The organism is Teichococcus globiformis (assembly GCF_042646265.1).
Classification (GTDB): domain Bacteria; phylum Pseudomonadota; class Alphaproteobacteria; order Acetobacterales; family Acetobacteraceae; genus Pseudoroseomonas; species Pseudoroseomonas globiformis.
The window spans coordinates 1-17,380 of the sequence record NZ_JBHRTN010000013.1 but is presented as its reverse complement, the minus strand read 5'-3'; the positions used below and the strand labels follow the sequence as shown (position 1 = coordinate 17,380).

At 66.0% G+C, this 17,380-nt stretch carries 11 protein-coding genes and 1 tRNA gene; 1 reads left to right on the top strand and 11 read right to left on the bottom strand.

Annotated features, from left to right (window positions below):
• Position 1: 1 nt before the first annotated feature.
• Positions 2–2,302 carry a putative bifunctional diguanylate cyclase/phosphodiesterase gene (locus ACFOD4_RS13495; protein ID WP_379597188.1) on the top strand — a complete coding sequence of 767 codons (2,301 nt, stop codon included), beginning with the start codon at positions 2–4 and terminating at the stop codon, positions 2,300–2,302.
• Positions 2,303–2,311: 9 nt separating this feature from the next.
• Here the strand turns inward: ACFOD4_RS13495 and ACFOD4_RS13490 are convergent, their stop codons facing one another.
• The 11 genes from ACFOD4_RS13490 to ACFOD4_RS13440 form a co-directional block, all read right to left on the bottom strand.
• Positions 2,312–2,851: an OmpW/AlkL family protein gene (locus ACFOD4_RS13490; protein WP_379597187.1), complete on the bottom strand. Its 540-nt coding sequence runs from the start codon at positions 2,849–2,851 to the stop codon at positions 2,312–2,314.
• 246 nt (positions 2,852–3,097) lie between these two features.
• Positions 3,098–4,768: a dihydroxyacetone kinase family protein gene (locus ACFOD4_RS13485; RefSeq protein ID WP_379597186.1), complete on the bottom strand. Its 1,671-nt coding sequence runs from the start codon at positions 4,766–4,768 to the stop codon at positions 3,098–3,100.
• A gap of 231 nt (positions 4,769–4,999) precedes the next feature.
• Positions 5,000–6,670 carry a dipeptide ABC transporter ATP-binding protein gene (locus ACFOD4_RS13480; protein WP_379597185.1) on the bottom strand — a complete coding sequence of 557 codons (1,671 nt, stop codon included), beginning with the start codon at positions 6,668–6,670 and terminating at the stop codon, positions 5,000–5,002.
• Between the two features lie 11 nt (positions 6,671–6,681).
• Positions 6,682–7,563 carry an ABC transporter permease gene (locus ACFOD4_RS13475; RefSeq protein ID WP_379597184.1) on the bottom strand — a complete coding sequence of 294 codons (882 nt, stop codon included), beginning with the start codon at positions 7,561–7,563 and terminating at the stop codon, positions 6,682–6,684.
• A gap of 12 nt (positions 7,564–7,575) precedes the next feature.
• Entirely contained in the window at positions 7,576–8,529 is a 954-nt protein-coding gene (locus ACFOD4_RS13470; protein ID WP_379597182.1) for an ABC transporter permease, read from the bottom strand.
• Positions 8,530–8,535: 6 nt separating this feature from the next.
• Positions 8,536–10,122 (bottom strand): ABC transporter substrate-binding protein, encoded by a 1,587-nt coding sequence (locus ACFOD4_RS13465; RefSeq protein WP_379597181.1) that lies wholly within the window; start codon positions 10,120–10,122, stop codon positions 8,536–8,538.
• 124 nt (positions 10,123–10,246) lie between these two features.
• A complete protein-coding gene (locus tag ACFOD4_RS13460; RefSeq protein ID WP_379597179.1) occupies positions 10,247–11,608 on the bottom strand; it encodes an LLM class flavin-dependent oxidoreductase in 1,362 nt (453 codons plus the stop codon).
• A gap of 17 nt (positions 11,609–11,625) precedes the next feature.
• Positions 11,626–12,984 (bottom strand): LLM class flavin-dependent oxidoreductase, encoded by a 1,359-nt coding sequence (locus tag ACFOD4_RS13455; RefSeq protein ID WP_379597177.1) that lies wholly within the window; start codon positions 12,982–12,984, stop codon positions 11,626–11,628.
• Between the two features lie 156 nt (positions 12,985–13,140).
• Positions 13,141–14,064 carry a LysR substrate-binding domain-containing protein gene (locus ACFOD4_RS13450; RefSeq protein WP_379597175.1) on the bottom strand — a complete coding sequence of 308 codons (924 nt, stop codon included), beginning with the start codon at positions 14,062–14,064 and terminating at the stop codon, positions 13,141–13,143.
• A gap of 264 nt (positions 14,065–14,328) precedes the next feature.
• Positions 14,329–17,148, bottom strand: coding sequence for a phosphoenolpyruvate carboxylase (locus tag ACFOD4_RS13445; protein WP_379597174.1), 2,820 nt, complete (start codon positions 17,146–17,148; stop codon positions 14,329–14,331).
• Between the two features lie 143 nt (positions 17,149–17,291).
• Positions 17,292–17,365, bottom strand: a tRNA-Met gene (locus tag ACFOD4_RS13440).
• Between the last annotated feature and the right edge of the window lie 15 nt (positions 17,366–17,380).

Sequence of the window (17,380 nt, the reverse complement as noted above, 5' to 3'; positions counted from 1 at the left end):
CATGCGCCGGATCGTTGCGCTGGTCCGGAAGGCAGCGGCAAGAATCCGCCATGCCCTGAGCATCCGTCCAGCGGCCAATGAGCTGGAGGCGGCGGTTCAGCGTGACCAGTGCAACCTCCTTTTTCTGCTTTGCCTGCTGTTCTCGGCCACCGGCGGCCTCAATGTGGTGGTGAATTCTTTCGCCTTCGGGGTCACCGGCGAGCCGTTCATGATGGTCATGGTGGGGGCGGTGGTGCTGCACTACGCCGCCATCATTCGTATTGCCGTGCGCTGGAAACGGGACAAGAACGACTTCCAGTTTCTCAGGCAGGCCCAGTGGCTCTATGGCGGGCTGGGCTTGTGCTGGGGAACGACCATCATCCTGTTTGCCCTGAATGGACGGCCTGACCAGGCCGTGCTGCTGCTGGGCCTGGCATCGGGTGTGGTGTCGACACCGATCATCAGCGTTCCCCTCGGCATTGCCTTCGCCTTCTTTATTCCGGATGCGATCCTGTCGATCTACGCCGTCAGCGTGGCCATGCCGAACGCGAACCTTTATTCGGCGATGGCCTTCATCTCCTTCACGGCCTACGCTGCCACCGGCATCATCTTCACCAACTTCACGTTCAGTGGCCGCTCCGAGGCGCGTGCGGCGCTGCAGCGGGAGATTGCGACGGTCAACGTCTTCCTGCGCGAGTACGAGGAAGGCTCGCCCGACTGGCTCTGGCAAACGGACCAGCACGGCCGCGTCAGCAAGGCCTCGGCGCGGATGGGGGAGGCGGCCGGGCTGACGCCTGCCGAGATGGAGGGCATGCCGATGGCGCAACTCCTCTCCACCGTGCGCAGGGGGAACCAGCCCGACGACCGCTTCCAGTACGATCTGGCGATGTGCTTCCAGGAACGACAGGCATTCCGCGAATTGCTGGTGCGCCATGATGGTTCCAAGGGAACACGCTGGTTCCGGCTCACAGGCCATCCCGTGTTCAGCGCAGGCGGAAGCCTCGCCGGCTTCCGTGGCATCGGCCGCGACGTGACCTCAGGCTACGAAGCCAGCGAGAAGGTCAATTTCCTCGCCCGGCACGATACCTTGACCGGCCTGCTGAACCGCCGCTCCTTTGTCGAGGCGATCGAAACACTCTGCGAGGAGAAGCGATCCTTTGCCATTGCCCTGATTGACCTCGACAGCTTCAAGAAGACCAACGACACCTTTGGCCATCACATCGGCGACCGGCTGCTGCAGGTCGTGGCCGGCCGCATCCAGCAATCCATGCGGCCTCAGGACTTTGCCGCACGGCTTGGGGGGGATGAATTCGCGACCATCATCGTGGGTGCCGATAACGAGGAAGGCCGCGCCGTAGCCGACCGGCTGGCCGAACGCTTGAACGACCGGGTCGAGATCGACGGCATGACCATCGTCTCGGGCGCGAGCATCGGTGTGAGCGCCTGCCCGCAGGATGCCCAGGACCCGCAGCGGCTCCTGCTGCTGGCCGACCTAGCCCTCTACAAGGCCAAGGATCAGGGCAAGGGCAAGGCCTTTGTCTTCGACCGGTGGATCGAGGAGGAGCATCATCAGCAGATCAGCCGCGAGGCCGAACTGCGTGAGGCCATCGACAAGGGCCAGATCAGCCTCGTGTATCAGCCGATTGTTGATCTGATGTCCAGCCAGATCGTCTCGGCCGAGGCCCTGGTCCGCTGGAACCATCCGGTTCGCGGGTGCGTGGAGCCCGGAGAGTTCATCGAGACGGCCGAACGTGCCAACCTGATGGAGGAACTCGGCAAGCTGGTGCTGCAGATCGCCTGCAGGGATGCCGCTCTCTGGCCGGATCCGATCCAGGTCAACGTCAACCTGTCGCCGCGCCAGCTGCGATCCGGTCAGTTTCCACAGATCCTGGCGGATACGCTCGCGGCAAGTGGCCTGTCTGCGGAGCGGCTGGCCATCGAGATCACGGAGAATGTGCTGCTCGATCAGGATGACAAAACGCTGCAGCAGCTCGACACCATCCGCGGAATGGGCGTGGGCCTCATCCTGGATGATTTCGGTACGGGCTATTCATCGCTGACCTATCTCCACAAGGTGGAGGTCCGCGGCATCAAGATCGACGCGTCCTTCACACGGCAGTTGCCGGAGCGGAAGGTGGCCGCGATCTACCGCATGATCGCGCGCCTTGCCATGGATCTGAACATCTACGTAGTCGCTGAGGGTGTCGAGGATGCGAGCCAGGTGGAATGGCTGAACCGGAACGGCATCCGCTTCGCCCAGGGCTATCTGCTGGGACGGCCTATGCCGTCCCCGCCAACCAGCCGGGTCGAATACCTCGCCTGAAGAGCTGCGTCAGAAGCGGTAGGACAGGCCGAGCATGACCGAGACCGGGTCAGGATCAACGGTGACCCTCACAGGCACTGGCCCTGCCATCCCCTTGGCATCGAAGGAAAGCCAGGTTTTGCGCGCATCCACGAAGGCCGAAAGGTCATCGGTGATGCGGAACTGGCCGCCAGCCTGCAGGAAGGGGCCGAAATTATCGGCGATGTCGAGCTCCGACATCGAGCCCCCCCGGGTCCTGAGAAAGAAGGTGTAGCTGAGGCCGCCGCCGACGAATGGCTCGAACCGGCCGAAGGACAAGGGATGGTATTGCGCCCCCAGCATCACCGAGCCGTAGGTGACCTTGCGCAGCACGCCCTGGGGCGCGAAGTCGCCGCGCCCATGCAGTGCCACGGTCGGTGGCAGGCCTCCGGCGAAAGACACGCTCCAATCGGGTGCAATTCTCCAGCCCAGCTCCAGCGCCGCGAAGGAAACATCGCCGAGAGCCACGCGCGCACCTGGCACAGGCTGGCCGGCAACGGATGCCCGGCCTGTTGTGCGATAGGATGCCATGCCATAGCCCGCTCGGACGAAGAAGTCCTTGTTTTCCCCCGGGTCAGTCTGCGCAAAACCGTGGGACGGCAGGAAAACCGCTCCAAGGAGCATGGCTCCCACCAGGCGGCAACCGAGGCGACCAGAAGACGACACTGAGCAACTCCGAACCGAACGCAGCGGCAGCATATCACCTTGAGCGCGTTTTTGGTCCTTTCATTTCAATTCTTGGTCATGTTGCATGATGGGCCCGGATCGTCCGCCGTCCTACTCTTTCAGGGCGGCCAGCCAGATCGCCACGGCCGCTGCGCCAGCATCCGGATGACCGATCGCGCGGTCACCCAGATAGGCGGCACGACCCAGTCGGGGCTTCATCGATCCGGTCGTCCTGGCGCCTTCCTCGCCTGCCCGCACGGCCTCTTCCCAGGCGGCCTTGGGCTGGGTGCCTGCCGCCAGCGCCGACGCGAAAACTTCCGCCGCCGGATGCAGCGCATCCAGCATGGTGCGATCCCCTGGCCTGGCACCGCCCAGCTCCGACACCGCAGCAACCGCCGCCTGAAAGGCAGCCGCCCATTCCCCGGGCTTCGGTTCGCCTTCGGGCAGAACACGGGCAGCGCGAAGAAGGGCCGTTGCATAGAACGGGCCGGAACTCCCGCCAATGGCCCGACGCAGCGCCTCCCCCACCCGGTGCAGCGCCATTGGCGCATCGGCCCAGGCACTCTCCGGCAGGGCACGGATCGCCGCCGCACCACGCGCCATGGAGATGCCGAGATCGCCGTCCCCGGTGGCACTGTCCAGCTCCGTCAGCCGCGTTTCCGCACCCTCCAGCGCTGCCGCGGCCGCCAACACGGCGCGCTTCACCAACCGTCCCGAAGCCTGCTGCGGCCGGGCGGTGCCCTCGGCCGGAGCAGCCGGGGCCGCGACCACCTGCCGTCCGGCGATGCGGCCATTCCCCGGCCAGGCCGGCGCTGCGCTCGGTGCATCCAGCCGCGCCAGCCGCGCATCATCCACCGGCAGCACGGTCAGCGACATTCCGGGCATTTCCAATGCGGTCAGCAGATTGCCGGTCCAGGCCCGCTCCACCATAAGCCCCGCCCTGCGCAGCACGGCCATGGCCTGCCGCGCCACCACCGCCAGTTCCATCGGCGGCGTGCCGCCCAGGCCGTTGACCAGCAGCACCACACGGTCGCCACGCTTCAGGCCGCGATCCTCGATGATGGTGCCCAGGATTTCCTCCACCAGCGCATCGGCCGTTTGCAACGCCACGCGCTTCACCCCCTGCTCCCCATGAATGCCGAGGCCGAGCTCCGCCTCATCCTCGCCCAGGGTGAAGCCGGGCCGCCCCGCCCCTGGCACGGTGCACGCGCCCAGCGCGACGCCCATCGTTCCCATCGCCTCTGCCGCCGCGCGGGCCTCCGCCGCAACCTGCTCCAAGGGCAGGCCCGCCGCCGCCGCCGCGCCCGCCACCTTGTGCACCAGCACCGTGCCGGCGATGCCGCGCCGCCGCCCGGGCTCCACCGTGTCGCGCAGCGCCACGTCATCGGCCACCACGACAATCTCGGCCGGGATGCCCTCGGCTCGCGCCAGCTCGGCGGCGAGACCAAAGTTCAGCCGGTCGCCCGTGTAGTTTTTCACCACCAGTACCGCGCCATCCGGCCCGCCCACGGCGCGGATGGCTGCCAGCACCGCATCGGTGGAGGGCGAAGTGAAAACGTCGCCAGAGATCGCTGCGTGCAGCATCCCTTCCCCCACATAGCCCGCATGCGCCGGCTCATGCCCTGCGCCGCCGCCGGACAGCACCGCGACGCCCGCCCCGCCACCACCGGCACGGACGATAACATCCTCAGCCTCCAGCAGCGCCTGGCCAGGGTTCAGATCCGCCAGACCCTCCAGCATCTCGCGCACCACATGGCGGGGGTCGTTGAGCAACTTCTTCACCGTAACTGTCCTCCTGGGGCTTTGCGGCGGAGGGTGGCGCGTTGCGGGGAGCTTGGCCAGTGGCACAGCTCCCCCTTCGAAGCCCTGACGCCTTGGTTGAACCACCCCCGGACCGACATTCACGGCCCTGAACGATGTTGCACGCCGGCTCCGCAGCACCAATGGCAGCAGGGTCCGGGGGACACCGTCACCCCGACAGAGCGCAGGCGGGCAGCACTTTCCTGGCGGGCGTCAATGCTCCCCGCCCGGGATCGCGGCCAGCAATTCCCGCGTGTAAGCATGGCGCGGATGATCGAAGACCTCATCGCGGCTGCCTTGCTCCACCATGACACCGCCCTGCATGACACCGACGCGGTGGCTGATCTGCCGCACCACCGCGAGGTCGTGGGAGATCATCAGATAGGTCAGTCCGGCATCGCGCTGCAGCTCGCCCAGCAGACGCAGGATCTGGTCCTGCACCGAGACATCCAGCGCTGAAACCGGCTCGTCCAGCACCAAAAGATCGGGCTTCAGGGCCAAGGCACGGGCGATGGCGATGCGTTGGCGCTGCCCGCCTGACAACGCGCCGGGCTTGCGCTGCAGGTAGTCGCGCGGCAGCGCCACCTGGTCGAGCAGCGTTGCCGCCTGCGCCTTCTGCTCGGCTCGGCTCCCCAGGCGGAAGGCGCGCAGCGGCTCGCACAGGATGTCCTCGATGCTCATGCGGGGATCAAGCGAGGAATACGGATTCTGATAAACAAGCTGGAAGCGGCGGCGCAGGCGCCGCAGGGGCTCTCCGGACAAGGCGGTGATATCCACGCCATCGAACAGCACGCGCCCGGCGCTGGCGGTTTCCAGCCGCGAGATCATGCGGGCCGTGGTGGATTTTCCTGATCCGGACTCCCCTACGATGGAGAAGGTCTGACCGCGTGGGATGCTGAAGGACACATCCTGCACGGCCTTGAGCACGCGGTCCGGCCCGAGGCGGAACTCCTTGCGCAGGGCCTCCACGGTGACAAGCGGCACGGAAGCCTTGCTGGCCTCGCCGCCCGACCTGGCGGATTGCACGGCAACGGCCCGGCGCGCTGCAATGCCTGGTGCAGCGGCCAGCAGGGCCTGGGTGTAGGGGTGCTTCGGGCTGGTCAGGATTTCCCGCGCCGGCCCCTGCTCCACCACCGCGCCATTCTGCATGACGACGACGCGGTCGGCACGATCCGCCGCCACGCCAAGGTCATGGGTGATCATCAGAACCGCGGTGCCGGTTCGCGCCGTCATCGCCGCCAGCAGGTCGAGCACCCGCCGCTGAACGGTGACATCGAGCGCGCTGGTGGCCTCGTCGGCGATCACCAGCCGCGGCTCATTGGCCATGGCGATGCCGATCAGCACGCGCTGCCGCATGCCGCCCGACAACTCATGCGGATACTGCCGCGCGCGGAGCTCGGGGTCGCTGAGTCCCACCTCGCGCAGGATCTCCACCGCTCGGGTGGCGGCGTCGCGACGGCTGATGGCACGGTGCAGCCGCAGCACCTCCGCAACCTGCTCGCCGATGCGCAGCACCGGGTTCAGCGCGACGCCCGGGTCCTGCGGCACCAGCCCGATAGCGGCACCGCGCAGCTGCACGATGCGGCCGCGCCGGGCATGGGTAATGTCCTCGCCATCGAAGCGGATGGTACCGCCCGAGACGCGTCCATTGCCTGGCAGCAGATGCATCACCGCATGAGCGGTGGTGGACTTGCCCGATCCGGACTCGCCAACAATCGCCACAACCTCGCCCTGCCGCAGTGTCAGGTGGACGCCCTTGACGGCTGGCACCGGGCTGAGTTCCGTGCCGTATTCCACATGCAGATCCTCGATCTCCAGCAACAGCGGCGCTGGGCTAGCCGAGGACATGGCCGGTGGCGGGGCGATCTGGGTCTCGATGCTCATGCTCGCCCCTTTCAATGTGACGGCGCTTCGTCGCGGTGCAGCGCATGACCCAGCCGATTGACCGACAGCACCACGGCGACGACCACCAGACCGGGCATCGCCGTCAGCCACCAGGCCGTCGCGAGGTAATCGCGTCCTTCGGCCACCAGGGAGCCCCATTCTGGAGCGGGCGGCGGTGCGCCGAAGCCCAGAAACGACAGTGAGGAAACGGACAGGATGGCAGAGCCGAACTCCAGCCCCGCCAGCGCCAGCACGGGCCCCGCGGCGTTGGGCAGGATGTGCCGCCAAAGGTTGGTGCCCCATCGCACGCCGCTGGCCATCGCCGCCTCCACGTACAAGTTGGACTTCACCCGCAGCACCTCGGCCCGCATGACGCGCGCGAAGGTCGCGATGGTCGATATGCCAACGGCAATGGCGACGTTCACGGTGCCGAAGCCCAGCACCGTCATGATGGTGAGCGACAGCAGCAATCCGGGCACGGACAGCAGCACGTCGATGACGCGCATCAGAACGTCCTCGGTGCGGCCGCCGGCAAAGCCGGCAACAAGCCCGAGCAGTGAACCAGCGAACAGCCCGATGGACACGGCGATCACCGTCGCCTTCAGCGACAGCGCCGCCCCGTGCACCACGCGCGTATAGAGATCCCGCCCGAGATAATCCGTGCCGAACCAGTACTGCACCGAGGGCGGGCGCAGGCGGTGTGCGGTGTTGGTGACGTAGGGATCGATGCTGGTGAACACGGTCGGGAAGAAGGCGAAGCCGAGAGCCAGCACGATCACCAGCGCAGCGAGACCGACGCTCGTCTGCCGCCAGGCCTGGGCCAAGAGCAGGCCAGTCCGGCTGGTCCGGCGTGGCGCCCGCATGGCCGCGCTGGTGGCTGTGGTTGTGGACATGCCGCTCCCCTCCTATCGGCTAGCCCGCCGGCCACTGCGCGCGATGCGCGGGTCGACCAGGGGATAAAGAAGGTCCACGGCCAAATTGGCCAGCACGAAGATCAGCGTGGACAGAACAACCAGCCCCTGCACCATCGGCACATCCTGCGCCTTGACCGCCTGCTCGGTCAGCCGGCCGATGCCGACGCGCGAGAACACCGTCTCCGTGACCACCGATCCGGCCAGAAGGTTGCCCACGCTCATGCCGATCATGGTCAGCGCCGGGATCAACGCATTCGGCAGCGCATGGCGCAGGTGCACGCGCAACGGCCGTGCCCCCTTGCCCAGCGCCGTGGTCACATAGGGTTGGTTCCAGCTCGCCAGCAGGCTCTTCGCCAAAAGCTGCGCAAAGCCGGCAGCGGTGGGGATCGCCAGCGTTACCGCCGGCAGCACCAGGGATACGAAGCCGCTATTGCCCATCGCCGGGAACAGCGCAAAGCGAAACGAGAAGAACTGCAGCAACAGCAATCCAACCCAGAAGACCGGAACGCTGACGCCGAGCGCCGGCATGGAGAGCAGGGCATCGCGCAGCCAGGGCCGCCGCGTATAGGTGGCGATGCAGGCCAGCAGGAAGCCGGCCACCAAGGCGATCAGCATCGCCAGGGAAGCCAGCTTCAGCGTTTCCGGAACGGCGCGAGCGATCACGCCTGTCACCGCCTCGTTGAGCTGGATCGACATGCCAAAATCACCCTGCATGGCGTGCCAGAGGCGCACGAGGTACTGCACGATCACCGGCTTGTCGAAGCCGTACTGCGCCCGCAGCTCTGCGATCTCGGATGCGTCCATCATCAGCCCTTCGCCGCGGGCGTCGAGCATGATGAGGATCGGATCACCCGGAAGAATGTAGAGAATGACGAAGGTGACGGTGAAGGCTGCCCAGAGCACGAACAACGCCTGGCCCAGCCGGCCCAGCAGGTACTGCGGCATGGCGGCTCATTCCGCCGCGATGTAGGTGTCGTGGAAGACCGGCCAGCGCGGCGTCGACATCCAAAGCCCGTGCACGTTGGGCGCCGTGCCGACCACGGAGATCGACTCCTTGATGGGGATGGCGTAGCCCTGCCCCACCATCATCTCCTGAACCTCGCGCACCAGCTTGGCACGCTCGGCGTTGTCCATGGCACTGCTCTGCTTGTCGAGCAGAGCGTCCAGCTCCGGCTGTGGCGCCTTGATGGTGCTGTTGTACTTGCTGCTGAACAGGCCAAGCATCACATCCGGGTCGGGCCGGGTGAAATCGCTCATGCGCAGATCGTAGCGGCCAGAACGAATCACCGATCCGATCTCCGTATCGGTGCGCAGGCTCAGCACGAGATCCATGCCGACCTGGGCCAGCTGCGCCTTGATCAGCTCCATGTCCGGACGGAAGCCGGGAAAGCTCCAGATCACCTGCATGCGCAGCTTCCGGCCTTCCTTTTCACGGACACCGTCCGCTCCCGGCTTCCAGCCTCCCTCGTCCAGGATCTGCTTCGCCCGCTCCGGATCATACTTCATCAGCGGCGTCATGTCGGCGTAGAAGGGCACGGTGTGCGAGAGCGGACTGGTCGCCGCCGTGTCGAGATCGGAATACAGGGCCTTCACGATCTCGTCGCGGTTGATCGCGTGCTGCATCGCGCGGCGCACGGCGAGATCGGCCATGACGGGCCGGGAGAAGTTCGGAATGAGGTTGATGCCCACGCCGCCCGCGGTGCGCGCTACCAGCTTGATCCCCGCCGCGCGCACCTGCGCGTAGGATTGCACCGGGATGTCATCCACCGCCCCGGCCTGGCCGCTGATCATGATACCGGTACGCACGCCGCCTTCCGGCACGGTCTGGAAGGTCAGCTTCTCCAGATAGGCCGGCCCCTGGTGCTCGGCGTTCGGAGAAGCCCAGTTGTAGTCTGGATTGCGCCTGAAGACGATGCGGTCGTTGGTGACTACCTCCGTGATGATGAAGGGGCCGCTGCCGATGAGCTGCCCGGCGCATCGCTCGTCAGCGCTCTTCGCTAGCGTCTCGGGTGCCAGCATAGACAGTGGCTTCTCGGCGAGCGATTGCAGCAGCCCAGCCTTCGGCAATTCGAAGCTGAGGGACACGGTCATCGGGTCGACGGCCTTGGCTTCCACAAAGCCCGACAGGTAGCCGGCGGCCTGGGGTGCGCGGCCTTCCTTCACCAGCTTCATGATGGCGTCGAAGTTTGCCTTGACCGCGGCGGCGTCGAGCTTCTCGCCATTGCTGAAGCGGACGCCGTCGCGGATCTTCAGCACCAGGGTCTTGTTCTCGTCCTGGAACTCCCAGGAAATGGCAAGCCATGGCCTGATCTCACCGCTCTTCTTGTCCTGATCGGTCAGGTTATCGAGGATCTGACGCGACGCATTCTGCGCCCGCGCACTCTGCGCGAGGTCAAGGCAGGGCGGAAAGGAGCTCTGCGCGTAGATCAGGTGGCCACCTGGCTTCGGTGCCGGCTGGGCGGCGGCAAGGCCCATCCCTGCCGCGAAGATGGTGCCGGGCAACGCTCCGTAGCGGGCCGCCAGATTCCAAAGGCTCATCGTCCAGTCCCTCTTTCCCGTTGAGGCCGTTCGACGCGTGTCTCGCTATTCCCGCCGTCGATTGAGCCCGGTCTTGTGCCGGATCTTGAAGTCCGCCGGGCCAGCCTGGTCCGGCGGTCGCTTGTCAGTCCCCTGCAGCGGCCTGGAGGCCGCGCATGCTCCGGTGAGCCGGGCGAGCAAGGCCCAGATTCTCGCGCAACGTGCGTCCGGCATACTCCGTATGGAACAGGCCCCGGCGCTGCAGTTCGGGGATCAAGCCGTGAAACACCTCCTCCACCGGCTGGGGGTAGAAGGGAGGCAGGATGTTGAAGCCATCACAGCCGAAATTGGAGAACCAGTCTTCCATTTCATCTGCCACACGCTCCGGCGTGCCGACGATGACATGATGGCCGGAGGCGGCCGAGCGCGCCCGTAGCAATTCGCGGATCGTCATGGTCTTGCCTTCCAGGAACTTGGCGAGCTTCACATGTCCGCTCTTCACGGCGTTGCTGTCAGCCAGCATCGGTGGCAGCGGTGCATCCAGCGAGTATTTCGTGAGATCGCCGAAGGAGTTGGCCAGGGCTGCCAGACCAAGCTGCGGCGGGATGAGGTCCAGCAGCATCTCGTGCCGGTCGCGGGCTTCCTGCATGGTGCGGCCCAGGATCGGCATCATGCCAGGCATGACCAGCGCCGAGGCGGGAGAGCGGCCGAACTTCGCGAAGCGCTCCTTGACGCTGCTGTAGAAGGCCACGGCATCATCGCGGCTCTTCTGCATGGTGTAGATCACCTCTGCGGTGCGCGCCGCGAGATCCTGGCCAGGGCCCGAAGAGCCGGCCTGTGCGATAACGGGATAGCCCTGGATCGGCCGCGCCACGTTGAGCGGGCCACGCACTTTGAAGTGCTCGCCCTTATGGTGCAGGATGTGCAGCTTGGCGGGATCGAAATATTGACCTGTCTGCTTGTTGCGGATGAAGGCGTCATCTTCCCAGCTGTCCCACAGCCCGAAGACGACATCCATGTACTCCTCGGCCCGGCGATAGCGGGAGCCGTGCTCCATATGCGTATCCCGGCCAAAGTTCAGCGCTTCCTGTTCGCTCCATGAGGTGACGACGTTCCACCCGACGCGGCCTTCCGTCACGTAGTCGAGCGAGGCCAGCTTCCTCGCCATGTTGTAAGGCTCGTTATAGGTGGTGGAGGCCGTGGCAATGAAGCCCATCCTCTCGGTCACGGCGGAAAGGGCGGCCAGCAGCGTCAGCGGCTCGAACACGTCGATGCGGCTGTCGTAGCTGAGCTCTTCCTCATTCTTGGCATCGGAGCGGACGGCGATCCCGTCCGCCCAGAACATGAAGTGGAACTTGGCGGCCTCGGCCTTGCGAGCCATGTCCTTCCAGAAGCGGATGTCGCTGCCGCCGGCAGGATAGGCTTCCGGCATGCGCCAGCCTCCGCCATGCGCACCGGCTCCCACGAGGTTGAGGCCCAAGGCCATCTTGCGCGGCTTGTCGCTCACTGTGTTCTCCATCGCGCTTATTCGGCGGCGGAGGCGGAAACCGCCCCGGCCGCGCTGTATCGGTTGAGATGCGGCTTGAGCCCGAGGTTCTCGCGCAGCGTCGCGCCCTCATAGGCGGTGCGGAACAGGCCACGGCGCTGAAGTTCGGGCGTGACATGATCCACGAAATCCTCGCAGGATTCCGGCAGGTGCGTGGGCAGCACGTTGAAGCCATCGCAGGCGCCGGCCTCGAACCACTCCTGCAGCCCATCCACAATGTCCTGGGCCGTGCCGATAAGGCAGAAGCCCCCGGCGACGCTCTGTTGATAGAGCTGACGGATGGTCAGGTTCTGCGCACGCGCACGCGCCAGCAGCCGTTCCGTCGAACTGCGCACCTGGGGTGGACGCTGCGGCTCCGGCACCGGTCCATCAAGATCGAAGCCGGTGAGATCCCCCAGCGACGCGTAGACCCTGGCCAGCCCGACCAGGGGATCCAGCAAATCCTGCAACTGATCAAACTTGGCCTGCGCTTCTTCGCGCGTCCGGCCAACCACCGTGCGGACGCCAGGCATGATCTTCAGCGCGCCAGGCTCGCGGCCGTACTTCGCCATCCGGCCTTTGACGTCGTCGTAATAGGCCTTGGCGGATGCAACGTTGTCCTGCGCGGCATACACGACGTCGGCCGAGGCCGCCGCAATCTCGCGCCCAGGGTCCGAGGCCCCGGCCTGGACCAGAATGGGACGCCCCTGCGGCATGCCCGCGACGTTGAGCGGCCCCATGACCTGGAAATGCTTCCCCTTGTGGTTCAGCAGATGCATCTTCGATTCATCGTAGAAGACGCCCGATGCGCGGTCATAGATCAGCGCATCGGGCTCCCAGCTATCCCACAGCCCCTTCACCACCTCGACGAACTCGGCAGCGCGCTCGTAGCGTGTGTCGTAGTCCAGATGCTCCGCGCGGTTGAAGTTCTGTGCCTCTGCCTGGGACCAGGAGGTGACGATGTTCCAGCCTGCGCGGCCGCCGCTGATCAGGTCCAGCGTCGCGAACTTGCGCGCCACATGATACGGCTCGTTGTAGGTGGTGGAGGCGGTGGTCACGAGGCCGATATGCTTTGTCAGCGGCGCCAATGCCGGCAACAGGGTCATCGGCTCCATCTCGACCAACTCATAGCCCGAACGGGCAAGCGAACCCTTCGGTTCATCGCGTTCGCGGATGCCGATGCCGTCAGCGAAGAAGATCATGTCGAACAGCCCACGCTCCGCGGCCTGGGCACTGCGCACATAATGCTCGAAGCGCAGGGTGCCGTCGGCGGGCACGGAAGGATGCCGCCACGCTGCCGGATGATAGCCGAGGCCGCGCATCGACATGCCGAGGCGCATCATCCTGCGCCGGCTCATCCTGGCTGTCCGATCGGGTTCCGCATGCCTCACACCTCCATCGCGCGACGCCGGGATGGGCCGCGGAAGCGCGACGGCGGATCATGACCGCCGGAGGGTGAGAGCACTCAGCTTGCACAAGCCTTTGCGCGGTTGCAAGCTTTCACTGCATTTTTCTCAGCGGTCGCGCCGGCCGCGCAGCAGCGCGGGCATGGTGGCGGCCTCGCGGATCATCTCCGATAGCCGTGCCGTCGCGACCGAGCGCGGTACCGCCTCGGGGAAAACCATAGCGACGCCATAGGCAATCGCGGGTTCAAAGCGGCGGACCCGCAGGGCGGGGTCGCGAAGGTTTGCAGCCGTGAAGGGATCAATCAAGGCCAGGCCGGCACCCTCGGCCACCAGGCTGCACAACACCTCCGATGCGCTGGCCTCAGCCGCCACGGTGGCACCGATCCCCTCCATGCGCAGCAATGTGTCCAGCCTCAGCCCTACTTGGCTGCCCAGACCGAGCGACAATAGCCGCTCGCCCTGCAGATCCGTCAGACGGACCACACGCCGTCGCGCCAGTGGATGGCCAGTCGGCAGCACGCACAGCGCTTCCAAGCCGTCCAGCGGCTCGATCTCCAGCCCTGGATAGGGGCTGGCAACATAGCAGAGGCCGACGTCGTATTGCCGCAGCGACACGCGTTCCAGCGTCACCGGCGTTGTGTTGTTGTGGATCGAGACGTAGGTGTCGGGATGTGCCCGCATGAAGCCCGCCACCAGCCGCGGCAACAGTGAGAGGGCCGGACCGGCCATGGCGGAGATGCGCAACGCGCCGCGCTGCCCCCTGCGGATGTCGAGTGCTGTCCGTTCAATCCGCGCCAGGCTGACAAAGCTCATTGCCACTTCCTGATGCAGCAGCGCCGCCTCCGGGGTTGGTGTCACCTGCCCCCCGACGCGGGAGAACAGTGCGTAGCCGAGCGAGTCTTCCATGTCGCGCACCAGACGGCTCACCGCCGGCTGGGTCATGTTCATCATCTGCGCCGCGCCGGACACCGTTCCCCGCAGCATCACGGCGCGGAATGCCTCGATCTGGCGCCAGGTCAGCCTTCGCCGCATTGCACGCCCCATAACATTTCGGCATAGATGATGGTTGAAATGGAAATTGACGGCAATTCCCGCCGCTCCTTAGGCTCCACTCATCCCCGGAAACCGAGCCAATCGTGACGGGGCCTCAAGGGGATTTGCCGCTGCACGGATCTGGCCGCCCATGGCGGAGGATGCCGGCATGCCGTTCCCGGCGTTGGCGCAACCAGGCCCGAGGGTGAGAGCGAGGGCCATGGAAAAGCGGACGACGCGGAGCGGCAAGCCTGCCGGCGTGTTCTAGCCGAAAGCGCCGCATTCCAGCGAGATGATCGCGCTGATCTCGCGGATCAGACTGAACATCTCGCGCAGCGGGCGCAAAATCCTGGCCTGCTCCTCGCCATAGCCGCCATGCCGTGTCGCCGGCGGCTCAGCGAAGTCGAGCATGGCGCCAGGTGGATCTTCGGCGGGGAAAACCTGTTCCAGCAGGTCCACCGCTCCTGGCACGTCGAGCCGCAGCAGGCGCTGCACCAGCCCGTGCCGCGTCACGCCATGACGGGGGGAAAAGTCCGGAACCTCTACGGCCAGCAGCCAGATCCGATGGATCAGGCATAGACGCAGCGCATGCAGGGAGAAGAGGCGGTCACTCATGCGGGGGGGATCGCCCATGGTGCCCGCGGAAGGCCACGCGTTGCGCAGGGCAAGGTCATCGGCCTTCAGGCGGCGGAACACGGTGCGCGCCGGGTCGGCCAAGCCAAGTTCTCCCAGTGCGCCAGCCACTGCCAGCAGGGACTGCGACCGTCCTGCGCGCCGGGTCTGCGCGGCCCTGTCCAGCCAGGTGACAGGATCGAGGCTGGCAACATAGCCACGCAGCACGTCGGCATCGGACAGGCTCAGCCCAGCTCGGGCAAAGGCCATGGCATTGGCGAAACGAGGGCTGCGCCGCAGCAGATCGGCGAAGGCTTCCGCCTCCTGCCAGGCCCCGTGTCCCAGACCGTGCATCAGGTTGGCCAGGAAGCCCAGCTGCTGCAACACCGCATTATTGGGAATGGCGCGCAGTTCCCGCGGGTGGCGGATCGTCGGGGGGCCGCCACTTTCGCTTTGTCGCGCGGCAGGGCGCGACCCTGTGCGATCCAGCAGCGACTGACCGAAAGCCCCGAGCAGAGCGGCGTAGCCCGGATCCTCGACCAGTTGGTGAAAGGACGCTCGGGCCCCGGTGAACAGATCCGTGGCAAAGCCACCTTCGGCATAGACCGGGTCCGGCGTACCGCCGGGCAGCGGCGCGAAGGCGTGCTCGGCGATGCGGGCGACCGTTGCCTGCGCCAGCGCAGGCGTGCCGAACAGGAGGTAGCCGTCGCCACCTTGAAAGGACGTCTCAACCCGTACCGGGATGTTGCGCGCAGCAAAGGCCGCGCGGATGGCTGGAGGGTTCAGGTAGTCAAAGCGTGCAGCAAGCCCGTCCGGGTGGCCCCCACGGCCCAGCCCCTCGCCATGGGTGTCGAATAGCACCACCTCCAGGTCATCGAGCCCGTGTCGCGCGAGCAGATCGGCAATGCGCAGCTTCAGTCGCTCGATCAAATGCGTCGCTGCCACCTGACCGATGTAGCGTCCCGAATCGGAATAGCCGAACTGCAGGCAGAGACGTCCGATGCGTCGCAGATGCGCGCACCAATGCGGACTACGCAGCGCCTCCTCGACCACCCTTTCCGCACGACGTTCCAGCGCCTCCGCCGTTTCGAAGAGTGGTGAGATTTCGACATGGTTCTCTACCCCGGACAGCCTTGCCAACAGCAAGGCAGCCAAGAGGGTGTAGCCGCTCTCGGTTTCCGCAACGAGGAAACGGACAGGCTGGCTGGCATCGATGTGCTTGGCGATCTGCGCCACGGTCATCATCAGCCGTGCCGCGGAGGCGGGTTCGGCCATCAGCCCGCCAATATCCACGGGTTCGGCCTGTGCCTCATCGAGTGCCGTATTGATGGCGGAAAACAGGGCGCGCCGGCGAGAGGGATCCTCCGGTCCTGACCCCAGCACAGGAAAGCGCAGCCTGGCGGCATTGTGCAGCTGGGCACTGTTTAGCCGCACGTGGGTGTGGGCCAGGGACAGACCATGGCCGGCCAGTCCCGCCTGCGCCACGCAAAGACCGAGCCTGGCTTCGTCATCGGGGGCGGCGGCTATTGCCTCCGAGAACAGCTCCAGCAACGGTGCCGGCGTGACCAGCGCATCCTCTCGCCGGCCGATCAAAATACGGGCGAAGGCCTGGGCCGCCTCGGGCCGCGGAACGGCCCCGGCTGGCAGGAAAGATGGACAGGCCCCAATCTGGGCCTGCACGGCTTCCAATGCCGTGTTGACACGGCCCCGCAAAGCAGCGGTGCAGTCCTGCGGCAGCACCGCCAGTTGCCGCGCAAGTCGGGCCAGTTGCAACCGCTTCATCTGCAAACGGAGCCGAAGCGTGTCGTGCCAACCGATGTCGGTACGTCCATCGGTGTCGTAGCCGACCCACGAGGCCAACACGACGGGCCGCGGCCTGAGCTGCGTCCAACGGTCCGGCCAGTTCACCCGGGCCGTCCGGAGCAACGCCAGGGAGAGACGGTCAAGAGCATCTCGGCCGTGGCTGATGGCCGTCGCCGCCTGCTCAAACTCCTCCATCAACGTGGGTCCCGCAGGACGAAGCACCAGTGGGTCGGGCACGGCTGCTCCGCCGGCTGCCCTGGCGAGGGCTTCGGCTGTCTCGCGAGGCAGGCTGAAGGTGGGATGAGCTGTGAAGACGGCGGCCATCCTGGGCCGCTCACAGGCCGCCTGGAAGATGGCGAATCGAACCGGGCTATCGTCAGGATCCGGTCGGGCGATACGGGCCGCCAGCAGTGCCATGGCGTCGTCGGGCTCGGAACGATCTGTGTGCCCCACAGAACGGCTCAGGCGTTGCGCCCGATCCCGGAAGGCCGCTTCCCCCATCGATTGAAGAATGGCCGCCAGATCCGCATGGCTGACGCTTCCCTCATCGAGCCGGCGGCTAAGCGCCAGTGCTACGGACAGGGCTGGATTGGCGAATGGATCACCCCGCGCGGCGTCTCGCGCACTGGCGGTGATGGCCTGAAGCTGATGGTCCCGAAAGGCTTCCATGATGCAATGCTGCACCCGCGAGAGGTGCGTTGTCGCGCTATTTCATGGTGCCGGGTGCGTTGAAAGATGAACGCAGAATAGCCGCTCCCTTTCGCAGAAAGGAGAGCGGCGGATCTTCTACTAATGAGGCAGCTATCATTGGGATGCGGGGACAGGATTTGAACCTGTGACCTTCAGGTTATGAGCCTGACGAGCTACCGGGCTGCTCCACCCCGCGGTGGTGATGGTTGGA

Bases quoted from the DNA above. Each gene is read 5' to 3' on its own strand.
- ACFOD4_RS13465 (WP_379597181.1), bottom strand. From the start codon at position 10,122: ATGAGCCTTTGGAATCTGGCGGCCCGCTACGGAGCGTTGCCCGGCACC.
- ACFOD4_RS13480 (WP_379597185.1), bottom strand. From the start codon at position 6,670: ATGAGCATCGAGACCCAGATCGCCCCGCCACCGGCCATGTCCTCGGCT.
- ACFOD4_RS13455 (WP_379597177.1), bottom strand. From the start codon at position 12,984: ATGAGCCGGCGCAGGATGATGCGCCTCGGCATGTCGATGCGCGGCCTC.
- ACFOD4_RS13490 (WP_379597187.1), bottom strand. From the start codon at position 2,851: ATGGCATCCTATCGCACAACAGGCCGGGCATCCGTTGCCGGCCAGCCT.
- ACFOD4_RS13495 (WP_379597188.1), top strand. From the start codon at position 2: ATGCGCCGGATCGTTGCGCTGGTCCGGAAGGCAGCGGCAAGAATCCGC.
- ACFOD4_RS13475 (WP_379597184.1), bottom strand. From the start codon at position 7,563: ATGTCCACAACCACAGCCACCAGCGCGGCCATGCGGGCGCCACGCCGG.
- ACFOD4_RS13470 (WP_379597182.1), bottom strand. From the start codon at position 8,529: ATGCCGCAGTACCTGCTGGGCCGGCTGGGCCAGGCGTTGTTCGTGCTC.
- ACFOD4_RS13450 (WP_379597175.1), bottom strand. From the start codon at position 14,064: ATGCGGCGAAGGCTGACCTGGCGCCAGATCGAGGCATTCCGCGCCGTG.
- ACFOD4_RS13445 (WP_379597174.1), bottom strand. From the start codon at position 17,148: ATGGAAGCCTTTCGGGACCATCAGCTTCAGGCCATCACCGCCAGTGCG.